At 58.1% G+C, this 19,144-nt stretch carries 16 protein-coding genes; 8 read left to right on the top strand and 8 right to left on the bottom strand.

Going from position 1 to position 19,144, the window contains the following annotated elements:
* Positions 1 to 223: 223 nt before the first annotated feature.
* Complete coding sequence (locus AB5Y84_RS16090) at positions 224 to 811, bottom strand: tetratricopeptide repeat protein (protein WP_368177366.1); 588 nt, start codon at positions 809 to 811, stop codon at positions 224 to 226.
* Between the two features lie 173 nt (positions 812 to 984).
* Here AB5Y84_RS16090 and AB5Y84_RS16085 point away from each other — a divergent pair, with 173 nt between their 5' ends.
* Positions 985 to 2,040 (top strand): PA0069 family radical SAM protein, encoded by a 1,056-nt coding sequence (locus AB5Y84_RS16085; protein WP_368177365.1) that lies wholly within the window; start codon positions 985 to 987, stop codon positions 2,038 to 2,040.
* A gap of 158 nt (positions 2,041 to 2,198) precedes the next feature.
* Here AB5Y84_RS16085 and AB5Y84_RS16080 read toward each other — a convergent pair whose 3' ends face one another.
* On the bottom strand, positions 2,199 to 2,354 hold the full coding sequence (locus AB5Y84_RS16080) for a hypothetical protein (RefSeq protein WP_005336695.1): 156 nt from the start codon (positions 2,352 to 2,354) through the stop codon (positions 2,199 to 2,201).
* 262 nt (positions 2,355 to 2,616) lie between these two features.
* Here AB5Y84_RS16080 and AB5Y84_RS16075 point away from each other — a divergent pair, with 262 nt between their 5' ends.
* Positions 2,617 to 4,014, top strand: coding sequence for an alpha-amylase family protein (locus AB5Y84_RS16075; RefSeq protein ID WP_368177364.1), 1,398 nt, complete (start codon positions 2,617 to 2,619; stop codon positions 4,012 to 4,014).
* Positions 4,015 to 4,121: 107 nt separating this feature from the next.
* Here the strand turns inward: AB5Y84_RS16075 and gyrA are convergent, their stop codons facing one another.
* Complete coding sequence (gene gyrA / locus AB5Y84_RS16070; protein WP_257691590.1) at positions 4,122 to 6,869, bottom strand: DNA topoisomerase (ATP-hydrolyzing) subunit A; 2,748 nt, start codon at positions 6,867 to 6,869, stop codon at positions 4,122 to 4,124.
* Between the two features lie 198 nt (positions 6,870 to 7,067).
* Between gyrA and ubiG the strand changes: the two genes are divergently transcribed.
* The 5 genes from ubiG (at position 7,068) to yfaE (ending at position 12,896) form a co-directional block, all read left to right on the top strand.
* Entirely contained in the window at positions 7,068 to 7,784 is a 717-nt protein-coding gene (gene ubiG, locus AB5Y84_RS16065; RefSeq protein WP_005352120.1) for a bifunctional 2-polyprenyl-6-hydroxyphenol methylase/3-demethylubiquinol 3-O-methyltransferase UbiG, read from the top strand.
* Positions 7,784 to 8,479: an HAD family hydrolase gene (locus AB5Y84_RS16060; protein WP_368177363.1), complete on the top strand. Its 696-nt coding sequence runs from the start codon at positions 7,784 to 7,786 to the stop codon at positions 8,477 to 8,479. Before ubiG ends, AB5Y84_RS16060 begins: the two co-directional genes overlap by 1 nt.
* Before the next feature lie 615 nt (positions 8,480 to 9,094).
* The gene (gene nrdA / locus AB5Y84_RS16055) at positions 9,095 to 11,362 is read left to right on the top strand and encodes a class 1a ribonucleoside-diphosphate reductase subunit alpha (RefSeq protein WP_368177362.1); all 2,268 of its coding nucleotides are present in this window, start codon (positions 9,095 to 9,097) and stop codon (positions 11,360 to 11,362) included.
* Positions 11,363 to 11,442: 80 nt separating this feature from the next.
* Complete coding sequence (gene nrdB / locus AB5Y84_RS16050) at positions 11,443 to 12,576, top strand: class Ia ribonucleoside-diphosphate reductase subunit beta (protein WP_005336708.1); 1,134 nt, start codon at positions 11,443 to 11,445, stop codon at positions 12,574 to 12,576.
* Complete coding sequence (gene yfaE, locus AB5Y84_RS16045; RefSeq protein ID WP_368177361.1) at positions 12,573 to 12,896, top strand: class I ribonucleotide reductase maintenance protein YfaE; 324 nt, start codon at positions 12,573 to 12,575, stop codon at positions 12,894 to 12,896. The genes nrdB and yfaE overlap by 4 nt, the downstream gene beginning before the upstream one ends.
* A gap of 118 nt (positions 12,897 to 13,014) precedes the next feature.
* On the opposite strand, the gene mltA is transcribed toward yfaE, so the two are convergent.
* Complete coding sequence (gene mltA / locus AB5Y84_RS16040) at positions 13,015 to 14,166, bottom strand: murein transglycosylase A (RefSeq protein WP_136501726.1); 1,152 nt, start codon at positions 14,164 to 14,166, stop codon at positions 13,015 to 13,017.
* Positions 14,167 to 14,316: 150 nt separating this feature from the next.
* On the opposite strand from mltA, the gene AB5Y84_RS16035 reads away from it, so the two are divergent.
* Complete coding sequence (locus AB5Y84_RS16035) at positions 14,317 to 14,568, top strand: DUF1289 domain-containing protein (protein ID WP_069554816.1); 252 nt, start codon at positions 14,317 to 14,319, stop codon at positions 14,566 to 14,568.
* Positions 14,569 to 14,700: 132 nt separating this feature from the next.
* On the opposite strand, the gene AB5Y84_RS16030 is transcribed toward AB5Y84_RS16035, so the two are convergent.
* From AB5Y84_RS16030 to apbC, 4 genes are all read right to left on the bottom strand, one after another.
* A complete protein-coding gene (locus tag AB5Y84_RS16030) occupies positions 14,701 to 16,170 on the bottom strand; it encodes an inorganic phosphate transporter (protein WP_021230067.1) in 1,470 nt (489 codons plus the stop codon).
* A gap of 377 nt (positions 16,171 to 16,547) precedes the next feature.
* Entirely contained in the window at positions 16,548 to 17,129 is a 582-nt protein-coding gene (gene dcd / locus AB5Y84_RS16025; RefSeq protein ID WP_005336719.1) for a dCTP deaminase, read from the bottom strand.
* Positions 17,130 to 17,192: 63 nt separating this feature from the next.
* Positions 17,193 to 17,837 carry a uridine kinase gene (udk, locus tag AB5Y84_RS16020; RefSeq protein ID WP_005345570.1) on the bottom strand — a complete coding sequence of 215 codons (645 nt, stop codon included), beginning with the start codon at positions 17,835 to 17,837 and terminating at the stop codon, positions 17,193 to 17,195.
* 110 nt (positions 17,838 to 17,947) lie between these two features.
* Entirely contained in the window at positions 17,948 to 19,030 is a 1,083-nt protein-coding gene (gene apbC / locus AB5Y84_RS16015) for an iron-sulfur cluster carrier protein ApbC (RefSeq protein WP_368177360.1), read from the bottom strand.
* Positions 19,031 to 19,144: the final 114 nt, after the last annotated feature.

The raw sequence follows: 19,144 nt of genomic DNA, 5'->3' as shown, positions 1-19,144 counted from the left end.
CCTTATACAGTGGTGACCCCTACCAAAGGTCACATGCGGGATGGAAAAGAGATTCAAAAAGGTGATGTTCTGGTTCTCCACAGCACTTTGCGAAGACGGCCTGACACGCAAACAGCGTGTCTAACGTGACAAACCAAGCCAAAACGGCCCCATGCTACCAGAAGTCGGGCGTGCTGTATCGGATTTGCAGATATTTTCTACAGTCAAATGAGTCGCCTGCCGACTATTCGCCAAGCAGGGATTGCCAGCTGAAGTCAAAGTCACTGCTCCCCTCCTCTGCCAGCGCCAGCTCTTGCAGCACCTGAAGCGCCAGTTTGTTGCCCTTTTGCGCCGCCTGATAGAGCCACAGTTTCCCCTGCGAGAGATCGACACGCCCGCTCGCCCCCATCAGATGGAGCACCCCGACTTTCAGCATCGCCGGCACATCGCCATTGCGGGCGGCAAGATCCATCCAGTGAAAGGCTTCGCGCAGATCACGCTTCACCCCGGAGCCACGCAAATAGGCATCCGCCAACCGGTACTGGCCAAAGGGATCGCCCGCCTGCGCCGACTGACGATAGAGTGTTATGGCCCGATTGATATCCTGCTCACTCCCCTGCCCCACTTCATGGCTCCAGCCCATCAGCGCCTGCGCCCGAGGTTGGCCTTGCTCGGCCAGTGGCAACCAGATCCGGGTCGCCTCATCAAAGTGACCGGTACGCCAAGCACGGTTGGCAGCAGCCATCTCCAGCTCGGTGGAGAGCGGAAGCAGACGCCAGATAACCAGCGCAAGCAGACCGATAAATAGCCAGCGGGAAGTGGTGGGTCTCATGATGATTTCCGTGATCCAGTTCTCATTTCGTCTATGTAAACGAAATGTAGCGTTGCGATCAAGCAAGAGATCCCTGCGACAACCCTTTTTGCACCCGGTCGATCAGCAGTTGTTGTCATTTATCCGGGGCACCTGCAAAATAACTGTATGTATAAACAGTATAGGTGCACACCATGGCAGGACGAGGCAGCCCCCACAATATCGATCACCGTTTTAGCGGCCCCCTTGTCGAAGCGGTCGATGACGGCTGGCAATCGTCCGATTGGGATGCCATCTTCACTCCTTCTGTGCCTGGCACCGAGGTGCGGGAGATTGATGCACGCAGCATCATCAGCTACAACAGCTCGCCGGATGTCCCCTTTGGTCGCTCCATCAACCCCTATCAGGGGTGCGAACACGGCTGCATCTACTGCTATGCCAGACCCAGCCATGCCTATCTGGAGCTCTCCCCCGGTCTCGATTTCGAGAGCAAGCTGTTTGCCAAACGCAATGCAGCCGACCTGTTGCGCCGGGAGTTTGCCAAACCTGCCTATCAGCCACAGACCATCTTCATTGGCGCCAATACCGACCCCTATCAACCCATCGAGCAGCGCTATCGCCTCACCCGGCAGTTGCTGGAAGTGATGCTGGCCCACCGCCATCCGGTCGGGCTCATTACCAAGAGCGCCATGATCTTGCGCGACCTCGATCTGTTGACCGAGCTGGCCAGAGAGGGACTGTGTCAGGTGATGGTGTCGGTGACGACCTTGAACGAAACCCTGCGCCGACAGCTTGAACCCCGCGCCAGCACGGGCACCGGCCGCTTGAAAGTGATCGAGAAGCTGGCCAACGCTGGTGTACAGGTGGGGGTATTGGCCGCCCCCATGATCCCGCGGCTCAATGAACCGGAGCTGGAGCAGATCATCAAATCGTCTGCCGAGGCAGGCGCCAGCTGCGCCGATTACATCCTGCTGCGGTTACCCCACGAACTGGCGCCGCTATTTGGGGACTGGCTCGATACCCACTACCCGGGCCAGAAGGAAGCTATTTTAAATCAGTTGCGAGCCAGCCGCGGTGGCGGGCTCAACAGTACCGCCTTCGGCACCCGCATGCGCGGTGAGGGGCTCTTTGCCGATCTGCTGGCCCAGCGCTTTCGCCTTATCAGCAAGCGCCTTGATCTGGGCAAACGCCATATTCAGCTCAGGCTGGATGGGTTTATCCGCCCCGGGGAGCAGCTGTCGCTCTTCTAATCCCCCTGCTCACTCCCTTCACACATCAGGCGTGCCAAGAGGTTGAGAGGAAGGCCTGCCGCAACACATCCTGTGGAAACCCCGCTTTTCAGAATTTTCCAACGGAGTAGCCATGTCACGTCAGGATCGCGCTATCCGGTAAAGAGAGGGCTAACGCCTTAGCCTGCGCGCTGATCCCGACCCTGTTGCACCATTTCAACCGGCAGTCGCGAGGGTTCATGAGCCACTTCGTGCTCATCCTCTTCATACTGCGGCACCTCTGATTCGCCCCATACCCGGCTCCACCAAATTTCCCACGTGATCCAACTGGTCATATGCAGCTCCTGACGGTGAAGGTGATGGCAACAACGCACCACTCGCCCGGCAGGATAGCGGCTGGGAATGACAGGGAAATGACAAAAAAATCACTTGTAAAAAGGCAACTGGCCGTGACAAGGAAAAGCCGAAATAGCTCACATAATCGGCGAAATCATCCTGAAAGCGGTCACAAATCTGCAGGTTGTGGATTGCAGCACATTCTGTTCCCGCCAAAGCTGGGTTGCCCATTCAGGCATCTATAAAAACAGGGACACAATAATGAAACACACAGCGGGAATATGGGCGATCGCAGGCATGCTGATCGCCCCCTTGGCGCACGCCGACGTCATACTGCACGCCTTCAACTGGAAGTACAGTGAAGTGACCGCCAAAGCCGACCTTATCAAATCAGCTGGTTACAAACAGGTACTCATCTCACCACCTCTCAAGTCATCAGGCAACGAGTGGTGGGCTCGTTACCAGCCGCAGGATCTGCGCCTTGTCGACTCCCCTCTTGGCAACAAACAGGATCTCGAGCAGCTGATCGCCGCCATGAAGGCGCGGGGTATCGCCGTCTATGCCGATGTGGTGCTCAACCACATGGCCAACGAAAGCTGGAAACGCCAAGACCTCAACTATCCCGGCAACGAGCTGCTGCAAAGCTACGCCAGCAACCCGGCCTATTTCGAGCGCCAGAAACTGTTTGGCGATCTGGGACAAAACTTCCTCTCCGGTCAGGATTTTCATCCCGAAGGGTGCATCAGCGACTGGAGCGATCCGGGTCATGTCCAGTATTGGCGACTCTGTGGCGGTGCCGGTGACAAGGGGCTGCCGGATCTGGATCCCAATAACTGGGTGGTCAGCCAGCAACAGGCCTATCTCAAGGCACTCAAGGGGATGGGGATCAAGGGTTTTCGGGTCGATGCGGTCAAGCACATGAGCGATTACCAGATCAATGCCGTGTTCACCCCCGAAATCAAACAGGGGATGCACGTGTTTGGCGAGGTGATCACCACAGGGGGGGCTGGCAGCACTGATTACGAGCGCTTCCTCAAACCCTACCTCGACAGCAGCGGCCAGGGAGCCTATGACTTTCCGCTGTTTGCCTCCCTGCGTGGCGCGCTGGGGTATGGCGGCAGCATGAACCTGCTGGCGGATCCGGGCGCCTACGGTCAGGTGCTACCGGGCAGTCGCGCCGTCACCTTTGCCGTGACCCACGACATCCCCACCAACGACGGCTTCCGCTATCAGATCTTAAGCCAGACTGACGAGAAGCTGGCCTATGCCTACCTGCTCGGCCGCGATGGTGGCTCGCCGCTGGTCTACTCCGATCACGGCGAGACCCAGGCCAAGGATGGACTGCGCTGGCAGGATTACTACCAGCGCGCCGATCTCAAGGGGATGATCCGCTTCCACAATGCTGTGCAGGGTCAACCCATGCTGTTGATCGGCAGCGGTGACTGCTTCGTGCTGTTCAAACGGGGCAAACAGGGGCTGGTCGGCATCAACAAGTGCGACTATGAGCAGGAGTATTGGCTCGATACCGCCAAATTCGAGATGAACTGGTATCGCAACTATCGTGACGTGCTCGACCAAGGCGCCGTGGTCAACGTGCAGAGCCAGTGGGTACGGGTCGCCATTCCCGCCCGCAGCGCCAGAATGTGGCTGCAGGAGTGATCCAGCCGTAAGATCAGCGGAGAGTCATAAAAAGCAGACAAATAAAAAGAGCGACCACCAGGGTCGCTCTTTTTGCTCAGAGACGTTGCTCGGGTAACAGGTGACGATTACTCGTCGCCCGCTTCCCCAGCATCGACCGCATCAGTGCCGGTCGCGGTATCGGTACCTTCAGATACCTCACCGCCAACGGCCAAAGCGTCGTTTTCGTCTTCGTCGCTCTCGGCGATACGCTGCAGGCCAACCACGGTCTCGTCTTCACCGGTACGGATCAGACGGACACCGCCGGTGTTACGGCCAATAACGCTCACCTCGGCAACACGGGTACGCACCAGGGTGCCGCCGTTGGTGATCAGCATGATCTGGTCAGTATCTTCGACCTGGATCGCATCGATCACCTTGCCGTTGCGCTCATCCACCTTGATGGAGATAACGCCCTGGGTACCACGACTCTTGGTCGGGTATTCGGCCAACGCAGTCCGCTTGCCGTAACCGTTCTCGGTGGCGGTGAGGATGGCACCTTCGCCGCGCGGAACGATGAGGGAAACCACCTTGTCGCCGGCGCCCAGCTTGATGCCGCGCACACCGGCGGCGGTACGACCCATGGGACGCACGCCCTTGAAGGTGCCCTTGCTTTCGGTGCCTTCGCCGTTGTCGCTGCCATCATCGTCATTGCCGGCATCGTCGTCGGTTTCAACGTCATCGCTGACATCGGCATCGGCGCGACCGCTGCCTTCGGCGAAGCGAACAACTTTGCCCGCGTCGGAGAAGAGCATGATCTCGTTGCTGCCGTCGGTGATATCCACCCCAATCAGCTCATCACCCTCTTTGAGGTTGATGGCACGAATACCGGAGGAGAGCGGACGGCTGAAGTCTGAGAGGCTGGTCTTCTTCACGGTACCGTTGGCGGTGGCGAAGAACACATACTTCTCGGCATCATACTCCTTCACCGGCAGGATAGCGGTGATACGCTCACCCTCTTCCAGCGGCAGCAGGTTGATGATCGGACGACCACGGGCGCCACGGGACGCTTCCGGCAGCTGGTAAACCTTGAGCCAGTAGACCTTGCCACGGGTGGAGAAGCACAGAATGGTGTCGTGGGTGTTGGCCACCAGCAGACGCTCCACAAAGTCCTCTTCCTTGATCCGTGTGGCCGACTTGCCACGACCGCCGCGGCGCTGGGCCTCGTAGTCGGAGAGCGGCTGATACTTCACATAGCCCTGGTGAGACAGGGTAACCACCACGTCTTCCGGGGTGATCAGATCTTCGATGTTGATCTCGGCACTGGACATGCTGATCTCGGTGCGACGCTCGTCGCCATACTGCTCACGCACGGCCAGCAGTTCATCGCGGATCACTTCCATCAGACGAGCCGGGCTCGCCAGGATGTGCAGCAGCTCGGCGATGAGATCCAGCAGAGATTGGTACTCTTCCAGGATCTTCTCGTGCTCGAGGCCGGTCAGCTTGTGCAGACGCAGGTCAAGGATGGCCTGGGCTTGTTGTTCGGTCAGGAAGTATTGGCCTTCACGGATACCGAACTCGGGCTCCAGCCACTCGGGCCGTGCCGCGTCGTCGCCCGCTTTTTCCAGCATGGCGGCCACGTTGCCGAGTTCCCAGCCCTTGGCAACCAGGCCCGCTTTCGCGTCGGCCGGGGTCGCGCTGTGGCGGATCAGCTCGATGATGGGATCGATGTTGGCCAGCGCAACCGCCAGACCTTCCAAAATGTGTGCCCGATCCCGCGCCTTGCGCAGTTCGAACACGGTCCGGCGAGTCACCACTTCACGGCGGTGCAGCAGGAACGCATCCAGGATCTCTTTAAGGTTCATCACCTTGGGCTGGTTGTTATCGAGCGCCACCATGTTGATGCCGAACGTGGTCTGCATCTGGGTGTGCTTGTAGAGATTGTTCAGCACAATCTCGCCGGACTCGCCGCGCTTGATCTCGATAACAATGCGCATGCCGTCTTTGTCAGACTCATCGCGCAGGGCACTGATGCCCTCGATCTTCTTCTCTTTGACCAGCTCGGCGATCTTCTCGATCAGTCGAGCCTTGTTCACCTGATAGGGGATCTCGTGAACGATGATGGTCTCGCGACTGGTCTTCTCGTCCACTTCCACTTCAGCTTTGGCCCGCACATAGATGGAGCCACGACCGGTACGGTACGCCTGCACGATGCCGGAACGACCGTTGATAATGCCGCCGGTGGGGAAATCCGGGCCGGTGATGTAGGTCATCAGCTCGTCAATGGTGAGGTCGCCGTTTTCGATCAGCGCCAGACAGCCATTGACAATCTCGGTGAGGTTGTGAGGCGGAATGTTGGTCGCCATGCCCACCGCAATACCGGAGGAGCCGTTGACCAGCAGGTTGGGAACCTTGGTAGGCATGACCGCCGGGATCATCTCGGTGCCGTCATAGTTCGGCACCCAGTCCACGGTCTCTTTGTCCAGATCAGCCAGCAGCTCGTGGGAGATGCGGGCCATCCGCACTTCGGTATAACGCATCGCCGCGGCGCTGTCGCCGTCGACTGAACCGAAGTTGCCCTGACCATCGACCAGCATGTAACGCATGGAGAAATCCTGCGCCATCCGGACAATGGTGTCATACACAGCGATATCGCCGTGCGGGTGATATTTACCGATTACGTCACCGACCACACGGGCCGATTTTTTATAGGGCTTGTTCCAGTCGTTCCCCAACTCGTTCATAGCAAACAGAACGCGGCGGTGAACCGGTTTCAAGCCATCACGCACATCCGGCAGAGCTCGTCCTACGATCACGCTCATGGCGTAATCAAGATAGGAACTCTTGAGCTCTTCTTCGATGTTGACCGGCGTGATCTCTCTGGCCAGATCGCTCATAGAAAGCCTTATCCCTAATTAGTTGTTCTTTGGCTTAAACAGCGCGACATGGTAACACACTGAGCCAAATACCTTAAGCCACAAATCGGGTATCAGATCGGGCTGGTGTGACAAAGTCCGTCCGTTATAATGCCCGCCAGGACAATAGATTGCGCCCATGACTCAGAAGCGGGCGCCCTGCCACAGGATCTTCGAAAAATGAACAGTGATGCCAATGTCGATCTGACAGAAATCGCCAAGTTTGAAGCCATCGCCTCCCGCTGGTGGGACATGGAAGGTGAATTCAAACCCCTGCATCAAATCAATCCGGTACGCCTTGACTGGATCACCGACAAAAGTGGCGGTCTGTTTGGCAAGCGCATTCTCGATATCGGATGTGGTGGCGGCATTCTCTCCGAGAGCATGGCCCGCCGTGGCGCCAAGGTCACCGGCATCGACATGGGCAAGGAGCCCCTCGGCGTCGCCCGCTTGCACGCCCTGGAGCAGGGTGTCGAGCTCGAGTACCGCCAGATCACCGCCGAAGCCCATGCTGCCGAAGTGCCGGGCCAGTATGACGTGGTCACCTGCATGGAGATGCTGGAGCATGTGCCGGACCCCGCCTCCGTGCTGCGCGCCATCGCCACCTTGGTGCGCCCGGGCGGCCGGGTGTTCGTCTCCACCATCAACCGCAACCCCAAATCCTATCTGATGATGATCATCGGGGCCGAATACCTGATGAAGATGGTGCCCAAGGGTACCCACGATCACAAAAAATTCATCACCCCGGCCGAACTGTGTCGCATGGGTGAAGCAGCTGGCCTGCTGGTGCGGGATATGAGCGGCGTCCACTACGCCCCGCTCACCAACCAGTTCAAGCTCGGCAAAAATGTCGACGTCAACTATATGGTGGAGTTTGTCCGCCCGGAGCACGGCTGATGAGCGCCTCTCGCCCTCTTCCCCTGCGCGGTGTGCTGTTCGATCTGGATGGCACCCTGCTCGACACAGCCCCGGATCTGGGTGCCGCCGTCAACCACGTGCTGATCAGCGAAGGCTTTGCGCCGCTCTCTGACGACATCATTCGTCAGACCACCTCCCACGGAGCGCTCGGGCTGCTGAAAGCGGGCCTCGGCGATGAACTGCTTGAAGAGCTGGGGGCCACGCGCCTGCGCAATGCCCTGCTCGACTACTACGCGGCCAATCTCTGCGTCGGTACCCGCACCTATGAGGGAATGGTGGATCTTATCGAGTGGCTCGACGAGAAACAGCTCCCCTGGGGCATAGTCACCAACAAGCCGGGCTTTCTCACCGAGCCACTGCTGGCAACCCTGCCAGAGCTTGCCAGCTGCGGCGTCACTGTCAGTGCCGATACCCTGCCGGTACGCAAGCCCGACCCCGCCCCCATGTTCTTTGCTTGTGAGAAGCTGGGGGTCGAGGCGGCTCACTGCCTCTATGTGGGGGATCATGTGCGGGACATCGAAGCGGGCCGCAATGCTGGCATGCGCACCGCGGTCGCTGGCTGGGGCTATCTCAATGATGAGGAAGATCCCGCCCAGTGGGGCGCCGATCTGCAATTCGACACCGTGCAGGCCCTGCACCACTGGCTGCGCTATGAGTTGACCGTCAAGGTGTAAGGCGCAGCCTTAACGGCTGACATGCGATAACGGGGCGAAGAGACTCTTCGCCCTTGCATCTCTTCCTTTACGCTCCTGCGCCACCATCACTCGTCTATTCATGGATAATAAAGGCAGCTTTCTGCCTGTTGGATACCCATTTGACAAGCTCGCAGCCGTCACAAAGCGGCCATAAACCACCGTCATCTGATGCAAAGCCCTTGCCACGCTGAGCCCGCGGCTGCGACAACTGGACAGCTTTTGACCCTTGTTGCATAAGGGATAATCAGCCGCCGTTTGCTAGTAAAAAGCCCCCCGTTTCGCAAGCAAAAAAAGTTATTTAAATTTTCCATCTTCGATCGGGAGACTTGCATTTAGCGGAGCGGACGAATGAAAACCCGCTCACTGTGAGCGGTCACTAACTGATGGGGCAAGACTCACAATTTATCCACAGCTCGTCACTTATCCACACATTGCAATAGCGGGCTGACCTCACTATCTTGTAGCTCGAACTTAAAATAACACTACATCTTGTGATTCATCGCACAATCTCTACCCAACTCCCGCACACCGCCGGAGCCTGGGTGGCGCCATTGTGCGATGGTTTTTCGGGAATCAACTGAAGGTCATCAGCCAATGAACTTGTTTGTGACGAAGCGTAACGGACACAAAGAACCCATCGATCTGGATAAAATTCACCGCGTGCTGGACTGGGCCGCCGAAGGGCTCGACAACGTGTCGGTCTCCCAGGTAGAGCTCAAATCCCACATCCAGTTCTATGACGGTATCCGTACCGCCGACATTCACGAAACCATCATCAAGGCGACGGCTGACCTCATCTCCGAGCAGACCCCGGACTACCAGTACATGGCAGCCCGTCTGGCCATCTTCCACCTGCGCAAGAAGGCCTACGGCCAGTTCGAACCGCCCCACCTCTACCAGCACGTGGCTCGTCTGGTGGACATGGGCAAGTACGACAAGCACCTGCTGGAAGACTACACCCAGGCCGAATTCGAAGAGCTGAACGCCCATCTGGATCACTGGCGCGACATGGATTTCTCCTACGCGGCAGTCAAACAGTTGGAGGGCAAATATCTGGTCCAGAACCGCGTCACCGGCGAGATCTACGAGAGCCCGCAGTTCCTCTATATGCTGGTTGCGGCCTGCCTCTTCTCCAAGTATCCGAAAGATACCCGTCTGGGCTACATCAAGCGCTTCTATGATGCGGTCTCGACCTTCAAGATCTCCCTGCCGACCCCGATCATGAGCGGCGTGCGCACCCCGACCCGTCAGTTCAGCTCCTGCGTACTGATCGAGTGCGATGACAGCCTGGACTCCATCAACGCCACAGCCAGCTCCATCGTGCGTTACGTTTCCCAGCGCGCCGGTATCGGCATCAACGCGGGTCGCATCCGCGGTCTGGGCAGCCCCATCCGTGGCGGCGAAGCGTTTCACACCGGTTGCATCCCCTTCTACAAATACTTCCAGACTGCCGTGAAGTGCTGCTCCCAGGGCGGCGTGCGCGGCGGTGCGGCTACCCTGTTCTACCCGCTGTGGCACACCGAAGTAGAAAGCCTGCTGGTGCTGAAGAACAACCGCGGCGTGGAAGAGAACCGTGTTCGTCACATGGACTACGGCGTGCAGATCAACAAGCTGATGTACCAGCGCCTCATCAAGGGCGGTGACATCACACTGTTCTCCCCGTCCGATGCGCCGGGTCTGTACGATGCCTTCTTCGCCGATCAGGACAAGTTCGAAGAGCTCTACGTCAAGTACGAGCAGGATCCGGCCATTCGCAAGAAGACTCTGAAAGCGGTAGACCTTTTCTCCCTGATGATGCAGGAGCGTGCCGGTACCGGTCGCATCTACATCCAGAACGTGGATCACTGCAACACCCACAGCCCGTTCGACCCGAGCATCGCGCCGGTACGCCAGTCCAACCTCTGCCTCGAGATTGCGCTGCCGACCAAGCCGCTCAACAACATCGACGACGAGAGTGGCGAAATCGCCCTGTGCACCCTCTCCGCCTTCAACCTCGGTGCCATCGAGAAGCTGGAAGATCTGGAAGAGATGGCCGATCTGGCCGTGCGAGCCCTCGATGCCCTTCTCGACTATCAGGATTACCCGATTGCCGCCGCCAAGAAGGGCAGCATGGGTCGTCGCACCCTGGGGATCGGCGTCATCAACTACGCCTACTACCTGGCCAAAAACGGTGCCCGCTACTCTGACGGCTCCGGTCTAGCGCTGACTCACCGCACCTTCGAGGCCATCCAGTACTACCTGCTGAAAGCCTCCGTGCAGCTGGCCCGCGAGTTCGGCCCCTGCCCGCTGTTTGGCGAGACCACTTATGCCCAGGGCATCCTGCCCATCGACACCTACAAGAAGGATCTGGATGCGCTGTGCAACGAGCCTCTGCATCTGGATTGGGAAAGTCTGCGTGAAGAGATCAAGTCCGTGGGCTTGCGTAACTCCACCCTGACCGCCCTGATGCCGAGCGAGACCTCCAGCCAGATCTCCAACGCTACCAACGGCATCGAGCCGCCGCGCGGGCTGGTGTCGGTCAAGGCCTCCAAAGACGGCATTCTCAAACAGGTGGTGCCCGAGTATGATCGCCTGAAAGATCAATACGAATTGCTCTGGAAGCAACCGAGCGTTGACGGCTACCTGCAGCTGGTCGGTATCATGCAGAAGTTTGTGGATCAGGCGATCTCCGCCAACACCAACTACGACCCGGCCCGTTTCGAAGGCAACAAGGTGCCGATGAAGCAGCTGCTGAAGGACTTGCTGACCGCCTACAAATACGGCCTCAAGACCCTGTACTATCACAACACCCGTGATGGTGCAGACGATGCCCAGACCGATCTGCAAGATGACGGTTGCGCTGGCGGGGCTTGCAAAATCTAAGTCACGGCAAGAACTGATAACCGGGCGGGAGCATGAAGCTCCCGCTCTCCTGTTTTCTCTATTCACATATTCTGGTAACCATGGCCTATTCAACTTTCTGCCAAACCCAAAACGACCAGCTCAAAGAGCCGATGTTTTTTGGCCAATCGGTCAACGTAGCCCGTTATGATCAACAAAAGCACGAAGTGTTCGAGCGGCTGATCGAGAAGCAGCTCTCCTTCTTCTGGCGCCCGGAAGAGGTGGATGTCTCCCGTGATCGCATCGACTATCAGGCCCTGCCGCCCCACGAGCAGCACATCTTCATCTCCAACCTGAAGTACCAGACCCTGCTGGACTCCATTCAGGGTCGCAGCCCCAACGTGGCCCTGCTGCCGCTGGTCTCCATTCCGGAGCTGGAAACCTGGATTGAGACCTGGGCCTTCTCCGAGACCATCCACTCTCGCTCCTACACCCATATCATACGCAATATCGTCAACACCCCCGCCCAGGTGTTTGACGACATCGTGACCAACGAGCAGATCTTGAAGCGCGCCGGCTCCATCAGCCACTTCTACGACGACCTGATCGAAGCAACCGCCCTCTACAACCTGCACGGTGAAGGGACCCACACCGTCGCTGGCCGCGAAGTGACCATTACATTGCGCGAGCTCAAGAAGAAACTTTATCTGTGCCTGATGAGTGTCAACGCGCTGGAAGCAATTCGCTTCTACGTCAGCTTCGCCTGCTCCTTTGCCTTCGCCGAGCGCGAACTGATGGAAGGCAACGCCAAGATCATCAAGATGATCGCCCGCGACGAAGCGCTGCACCTCACCGGCACCCAGCACATGCTGAACCTGATGCGCACCGGCCAGGATGACCCGGAGATGGCCGAGATCGCTGCCGAATGCGAACAGGCCTGCTTCGAGATCTTCAAGGAAGCGGCCATTCAGGAGAAAGAGTGGGCCGAGTACCTGTTCCAGGACGGCTCCATGATCGGCCTGAACAAGGACATCCTCTGCCAGTACGTGGAGTACATCACCAACCTGCGCATGAGTGCGGTCGGCCTGCAGCCAGCCTTTGCCGGCACCAAGCAAAACCCGATCCCCTGGATCAACACCTGGCTGTCATCCGACAACGTACAGGTTGCCCCGCAAGAGGTAGAGGTCAGCTCCTATCTGGTTGGTCAGATCGACAGCGAAGTCAATGCCGACGACCTGGGTGATTTCGAGCTGTGAGTGACGCCACCAACACGCTGACCCCCGCCCCGCACGCGCCTGCTGAACAGCATGCGGACGTGGCACCACGGGTACATACCCGGAATGGTGCCGTGCTACACGCCCATCCCGGCGAAAGCGTGTTGGAGACCCTAGAGCGCCATGGTCATCATGTGGAATTCCAGTGTCGCAGCGGCTATTGCGGCGCCTGCCGCACTCCGCTGATGGCTGGCAAGGTGCACTATCCTGCGGTGCCGCTGGCATTTGTCGCCCAAGGGGAGTGTCTCCCCTGCTGCTGCAAACCGGTCGGCGCCATCCGGCTGGATATCCAGAAGAGCTGACACCGCCACAGGCTGGCAACTCGCGCAAAATAGAAAGCCGCCGGAGCAATCCGGCGGCTTTTTTTGTCTCTTCACATTGCTCGGGCGCCCGATGACAGACGCGCGAACCCTCAGAGGATTACAACCAGGGGGCGGCAGTCGGCCCGTGGTGCAGACCCAGCTTCCAGACCCGGCCAAAGTGCTTGTAGTGACCGGCTGCGACGCCAGCCTTCTCGCCCATGCCGTGGTATAGATCGAGGTGGCCCTTCTTCACCGCCCCGCCCACATCCAGCGCAATCAACAGCCGCAGCTGGTGCTTGCCGGTCCAGTTGCCCTCTTTGTCTAGCAAAGGGACTTCAGCGAGGATCGGGGTCCCCATCGGCAGCAGGGTCTTGTCGGCAGCGACAGCCGCCAGTGGCAGCAGCGGGATACCGGCGGCGCCGATCACATCATTGGTGGGGCGACGCTCGAAGAAGACATAGGAGGGGTTCTGCTCCACCAGCTCCTTGACGCTCTCCTCCGGCTGTCGGTTGGCCCACTCCTTGATGGCCTTCATCGACATCTGCTCTTTGGGCACTTCACCGCGGTCGATCAGTACCCGACCGATACTCACGTAACCATGGCCGTTCTTGCCGCTGTAGCCCAGATATTGCAGCCGGTCGTCATCCCCGTAGTGGACAAAGCCCGAGCCCTGCACATCCATCAGGAAGTTGTCGATAAGGGATTTGCTGTAACCCAGCTCCAGCCCGCGGTTGGCCAAGGCCCCCTGATGGATCTCGGCCCGGGTCGGACAACGACCGCCACATTTGGGCATGGCATAGATGGGGTATTTGTACTTGGCATCCGGGCGGTGGCGCACCTCCAGCACCGGCGAGTAGTAACCGGTAAAGAGCACGTTGCCCATGCGATCGGCACCGCCCAACTGGGCCAGGCTGATACCGTAACGGGTGATGTCGGCAGGATTGCCACCGCCCGCCACCCAGCGGGAGAGCTGGTGATAGAGCTCGCCATAACGGCGGGTCATCTTGCCGGAGCGCTCCAATACCAGTCTGCTTTGCGGGCCAAATTTACTGTAGTCGGCACGCGCACGGCTATTGACCCGCTCCACCCTCACCAGATCCTCTGGCAAGGTTCCGTCCAGATACTGCTTGCCCAGATTTTCCGGCACCTCGCAGTTAAGAAAGCATCTGTTGTCGGTCTGTTTTTTGGGCACTTCTGCTTTGTCAGAGTTGCCCGCACAACCGGCCAGTCCCAGCACTGCGGCGGTCAGCCAGTACACGTGTTTGTTCATATGTCCTCATATAACACCAAGAGCCATGCTCGGCGGGGAAGATGCCAAATTTGCAGGGGGAAAGCAAACGACATCAATCACTTGAAGCAGGATTTCTCCAAAGGGGATCCGCTGGGTTATAACAAGGTGACAGGATGTGCGAGGTGATGGATGGAACAGCTCGAAATCTTCCCGCTGCAGAGCCCCTGCATCGGGGTCTGCGAAGTGAACAACAAGGGATACTGCAAGGGGTGCCTGCGCAATCGCGAAGAGCGTTTCAACTGGCTCACCATGACCCCTGCCCAGCAACAAGAGGTGATGCGCCTGTGCCGGGATCGCAAACGCCGGGTCGAGGCTGCCCGCCGCAAGGCTCATGAAGGCGATCAACCTGAACCGATGCCGCAATCTGGCTGGGATTTCTGACCCGCTCCTAACATCCCTGCAAACCATACTCCTGCGCTCACGAGACACGACCTATCCAGCATATAAAAAATGCCGCCCGATCTTTCGACCGGGCGGCATTGACATTGCGATGCGCGTTATGAGCGCGGCAGATCAACCAAACAGATGGTGGCTGACGATAAACAGGCCGCCGGAGAGCAGCATGGTCAGCGGCAGGGTCAGCACCCAGGCCATCAGGATGGTCTTGATGGTCTGGCTCTGCAGGCCGGATTTGTTGGCAATCATGGTACCCGCCACCGCAGAAGAGAGGATGTGGGTGGTGGACACCGGCATACCGGTCAAACTGGCAACCCCGATGGAGGTAGCAGCAGTGATCTGGGCCGCAATGCCCTGGCTGTAGGTCATGCCGGTGGTGCCGATCTTCTCGCCCACGGTATGGACGATACGACGCCAACCCACCATGGTGCCGCAACCGAGCGCCAGCGCGATGGAGACGATCACCCAGGTCGGTGCGTATTCAGCGGTCGCGGTCAGATCCTTGCGCCATTTGGCCAGATCGGTCAGCTCCTTGGCTGGCAGCGGCAGCTTGGCAGCCTTGCGGGCGGTGTCATCGATACAGAGCAGCAGACGACGCACTTCGCGGCGGTCGGTCAGGCTCATCTGATCATAAGTACGCACGGCACCCAGACGGGCATCCAGGGTGGCCATCGCCTGCAGCACGCCATCTGCGGAGCAGTGGGTCATCAGCTCTTCCTGAGCCGTTGCCGGTGCAGAGAAGTTGATGACACCAGAGAGGGCGGACTGGTTGCGCTGGTAGATCTCCATGATGCGCTGGTTGGCATCCTGGGTCCGGTCCAGATCATAGGCGCGGCTGTTCATGTCCAGTGCGAAATAGGCGGGTGCCATACAGATCAGCACCAGCATCACCAGACCGATGCCCTTCTGGCCATCGTTGGAGCCGTGTACGAAGCTGACGCCCATGGCCGAGGCCACCAGGGTCAGACGCGCCCAGAATGGCGGGTGCTTCTTGCCATCCACCAGCTGACGCTCTTCCGGCGTTTTGTGGATCTTGTTGCTGGTCCAGATGCGCTTCATCGCCAGCAGCAGCAGCGCCGCGATGATGAAGCCGATGGTGGGAGAGATGATGAGGGAAAGCATGATGTCGATTGCTTTGCCCACGTTAATCCCTTCTGTCACCGGTTTATGGGTGATCCAGGCATAGGCGCCGCCGACCCCCAGAATGGAACCGATCAAGGTATGTGAACTGGAGGCCGGGATCCCGAAGAACCAGGTGCCCAGGTTCCACACGATGGCGGAAAACAGCAAGGAGAAGACCATGATCAACCCTTGGGTGGAGTCCATCCCAAGCAGCAGGTCGATGGGCAGCAGATGGACAATGGCATAGGCCACACCCAGACCGCCGAACATGACGCCAAAAAAGTTGAAGATCCCCGATGCAACGACCGCCAGGTGAGCTGGCATCGCCTTGGTATAGATAACCGTTGCTACCGCGTTGGCGGTATCGTGAAAGCCGTTGATAAATTCATAGGCAAGCACAAAAAAAACGGCCAATACCAAACCGATTGACCACCACAAACCCAAACCACTAAACATTTCAAACATAAAAAAAAGCCTGTTTATGAGTTGCGGCGGATTATGCCAGATGGCGGCCAACACCATAGCCACCATTGAAATATTTCAGCCATAAAAAAAAAGAGCTTTTTGGAAAAAAATATCCTAGAGCCAGTCTTCATGCGGCTTGCCATCGATTAATTAAAGCCGCTAATGATTGCGGGAAAGGGCAAAAATAGCTGACAATTAAGCCAATAATTTCATTTTTATGACGTTTTTATGACAGAAAAACGGGCAAAAGTGGTGATAAAACATCCCTGCCCCGCCAATCTCATCCGACCAGCACCATCAATCCCATATCCGTTTGATTCCAGATGCAAAAAAGGAGCACCTTGTGCTCCCTTGAATCGTTGCCGTGTTGCCAGTTATCAGTCCTGATTGATGCGACTGGCAACGGCGCCCTGTTGGCTCTTGTACTTGGCATTTTCCCGCTTGTTGTAGGGGCGGGCCGCGACGCCGGAGAGCATCTCGAAGTTCAAGGCGCCGATCTTCATCTTGGGGCGCAGTGCCAGCGGCAGTTTGCCGCCGTTGTAGAACTCCAGCACGATGCGACCGGACCAACCCGGATCGATGCGGTGCGCCGTCACGTGCACCATCAAACCCAGGCGCGCCAGTGAAGAGCGGCCATCCAGCCAGCCAACGATATCGGCAGGCAGAGTAACGGATTCGTAGGTCACCGCCAGCGCCAACTGACCCGGGTGCAGATAGAAGGCTTCGCCATCGGGGATATGGATCTCGTCACTCATCACCCGATCGATGGCATCGGCCATCTCGCTGCTCGGGCCACTCAGGTCGATATAGGGAGCGGTATGATCGCGAAACACCCGAAACTCGTTACCCAGCAGCACATCGACACTGACACCACTGATCCGCTCTACCCCGGGCCGTGGCTCAATGACGATCTTGCCTTCATCCAGATGGCGTTCAATATCGGTATCACACAGACGCATTGGGCGACTCTCCTGACAAATTGTGCTTTTAAAAAAGCCGGGCATCACCCGGCTTGTTTCATCTTAACCAATCAACATGTGGCGAATACGCGCCTTGAGCATGTCGATGGCGATGCGGTTCTTGCCACCACGGGGCACGATCACATCGGCATACTGTTTGGACGGCTCGATAAACTGCAGGAACATCGGACGTACCGTCTTCTGATACTGCTTGAGCACGGAGTCCATGGTACGGCCACGCTCCTGCACATCACGCACCAGACGGCGAAGCAGGCAGATGTCGAGCGGGGTATCCATAAAGATGGAGGCATCCATCAGATCCCGCAGACGGCTGTCGGTCAGCAACAGGATCCCTTCCAGAATGATCACCCGGCGCGGCGCAAACGGGGTCACTTCGCTCATCCGGGTGTGTTCGGTGTAGGAGTACTGGGGAATGGCAACCGCGTCACCTTTGACCAGCTGGCTCAGGTGCTGTACCAGCAGGTCGTGATCCAGCGCGTTAGGGTGGTCATAGTTGGTTTTTACCCGCTCTTCCATGGTCAGGTGGGTCTGATCACGGTAGTAGCAATCTTCGGTGATCACACCAATCTGACCTGCGCCCAGTTCGGCCACCAGCTCTTCATAAATGGTCTGGGCTATAAGACTTTTGCCAGACGCAGATGCGCCCGCAATACCGATGATCACACACGAATGTTGAGTATCAGACATGACAAATACCTAAAAGAGAAGAGCAGTGGGGATGGTTTAAACCGATCCATTATATAAAAAAGGGTGGGTCATGCCCACCCTCAATTCCCTTTCAAGTGACCGACCGCCGATTATTCATCCAGCGCCATGGCATAGAGGGGGGTCGCAATCGGTTTTGCGCTGAAAAAGAGTTCAGCCCCTACCCTACGCGCCAGCTTCAAATAGGCCTGAGCCAGGCTCCCTTCCGGTGCGCCGAACACCGTCGGGCAGCCATCATCCATGTGCTGGCGGATGTCGATGTGCAGCGGCAACTGGCCAAGCAGTGCCACTTGATACTGCTCTGCCATCTTCTGGCCGCCACCGGTACCAAACAGCGGCTCATGATGACCACAGGCGCTGCAGACGTGGTAGCTCATGTTCTCGATAATACCGAGCACCGGCACATTGACCTTGTTGAACATGGCGATCCCCTTGCGGGCATCGGCCAGCGCCACATCCTGCGGGGTTGTGACGATCACCGCCGCCGAGGTGGGCACCTGCTGAGCCATAGTGAGCTGGATATCGCCAGTGCCCGGCGGCATGTCCACCACCAGATAATCCACCTCGCCCCAGCGTGTCTCATGGAGGATCTGCGCCAACGCCTTGCTCGCCATCGGGCCTCGCCAGATGGTGGCATCCTGCTCGGAGACCAGATAGCCGATGCTGTTGCTCTTGAGGCCACAGGCCATCACCGGCTCCATCAGCTTGCCGTCATGGCTGACCGGGCGCTCTTTGAGGGTGCCCATCATGGTGGGAATGGAAGGGCCATAGATATCGGCATCGAGAATGGCGACCCGCGCCCCCTCTTTTTGCAGCGCCAGCGCAAGATTGACCGCGGTGGTGGATTTGCCCACCCCCCCCTTGCCGGAAGCAACCACGATGATGTTGCGAATGCCCTGCACGGCATTGAGGCCCTGCGCCCTTGGCATGCTGGCGACGTCAATCTCCAGTGCCCAGTCGATACGGGAGGCACCGGTGGCGCTACGCAGTCTGGCATCGTAGTTCTCTTTGAGCTGATCGAGCAGCGAGAGACCGGCAAACGGCAAGACCAGCCGGATAGTAAGCCCCTGACCCTGATTGATGATCTCGCGAACGAATCCGGCATCCACCAGATCCTTGTACCAGCCTGCTGGCTTAAATTCGGCGAGGATCTGTTTTACTGAATCAATCACCATTAACTCCTCATTATCTTGTCATTATCTTGAGGTGAACGGTTACCGCACACAAATCAGTGGCTTGCCTGCCATCGTAACAGCAGGTGCTGCCAAGGTTGGCACAGCCACAACCCT

Source organism: Aeromonas sp. s11 (assembly GCF_040907945.1).
GTDB lineage: Bacteria > Pseudomonadota > Gammaproteobacteria > Enterobacterales > Aeromonadaceae > Aeromonas > Aeromonas veronii.
The sequence above is the reverse complement of the archived record's forward strand: the minus strand, read 5'-3'. Positions and strand labels throughout refer to the sequence as shown.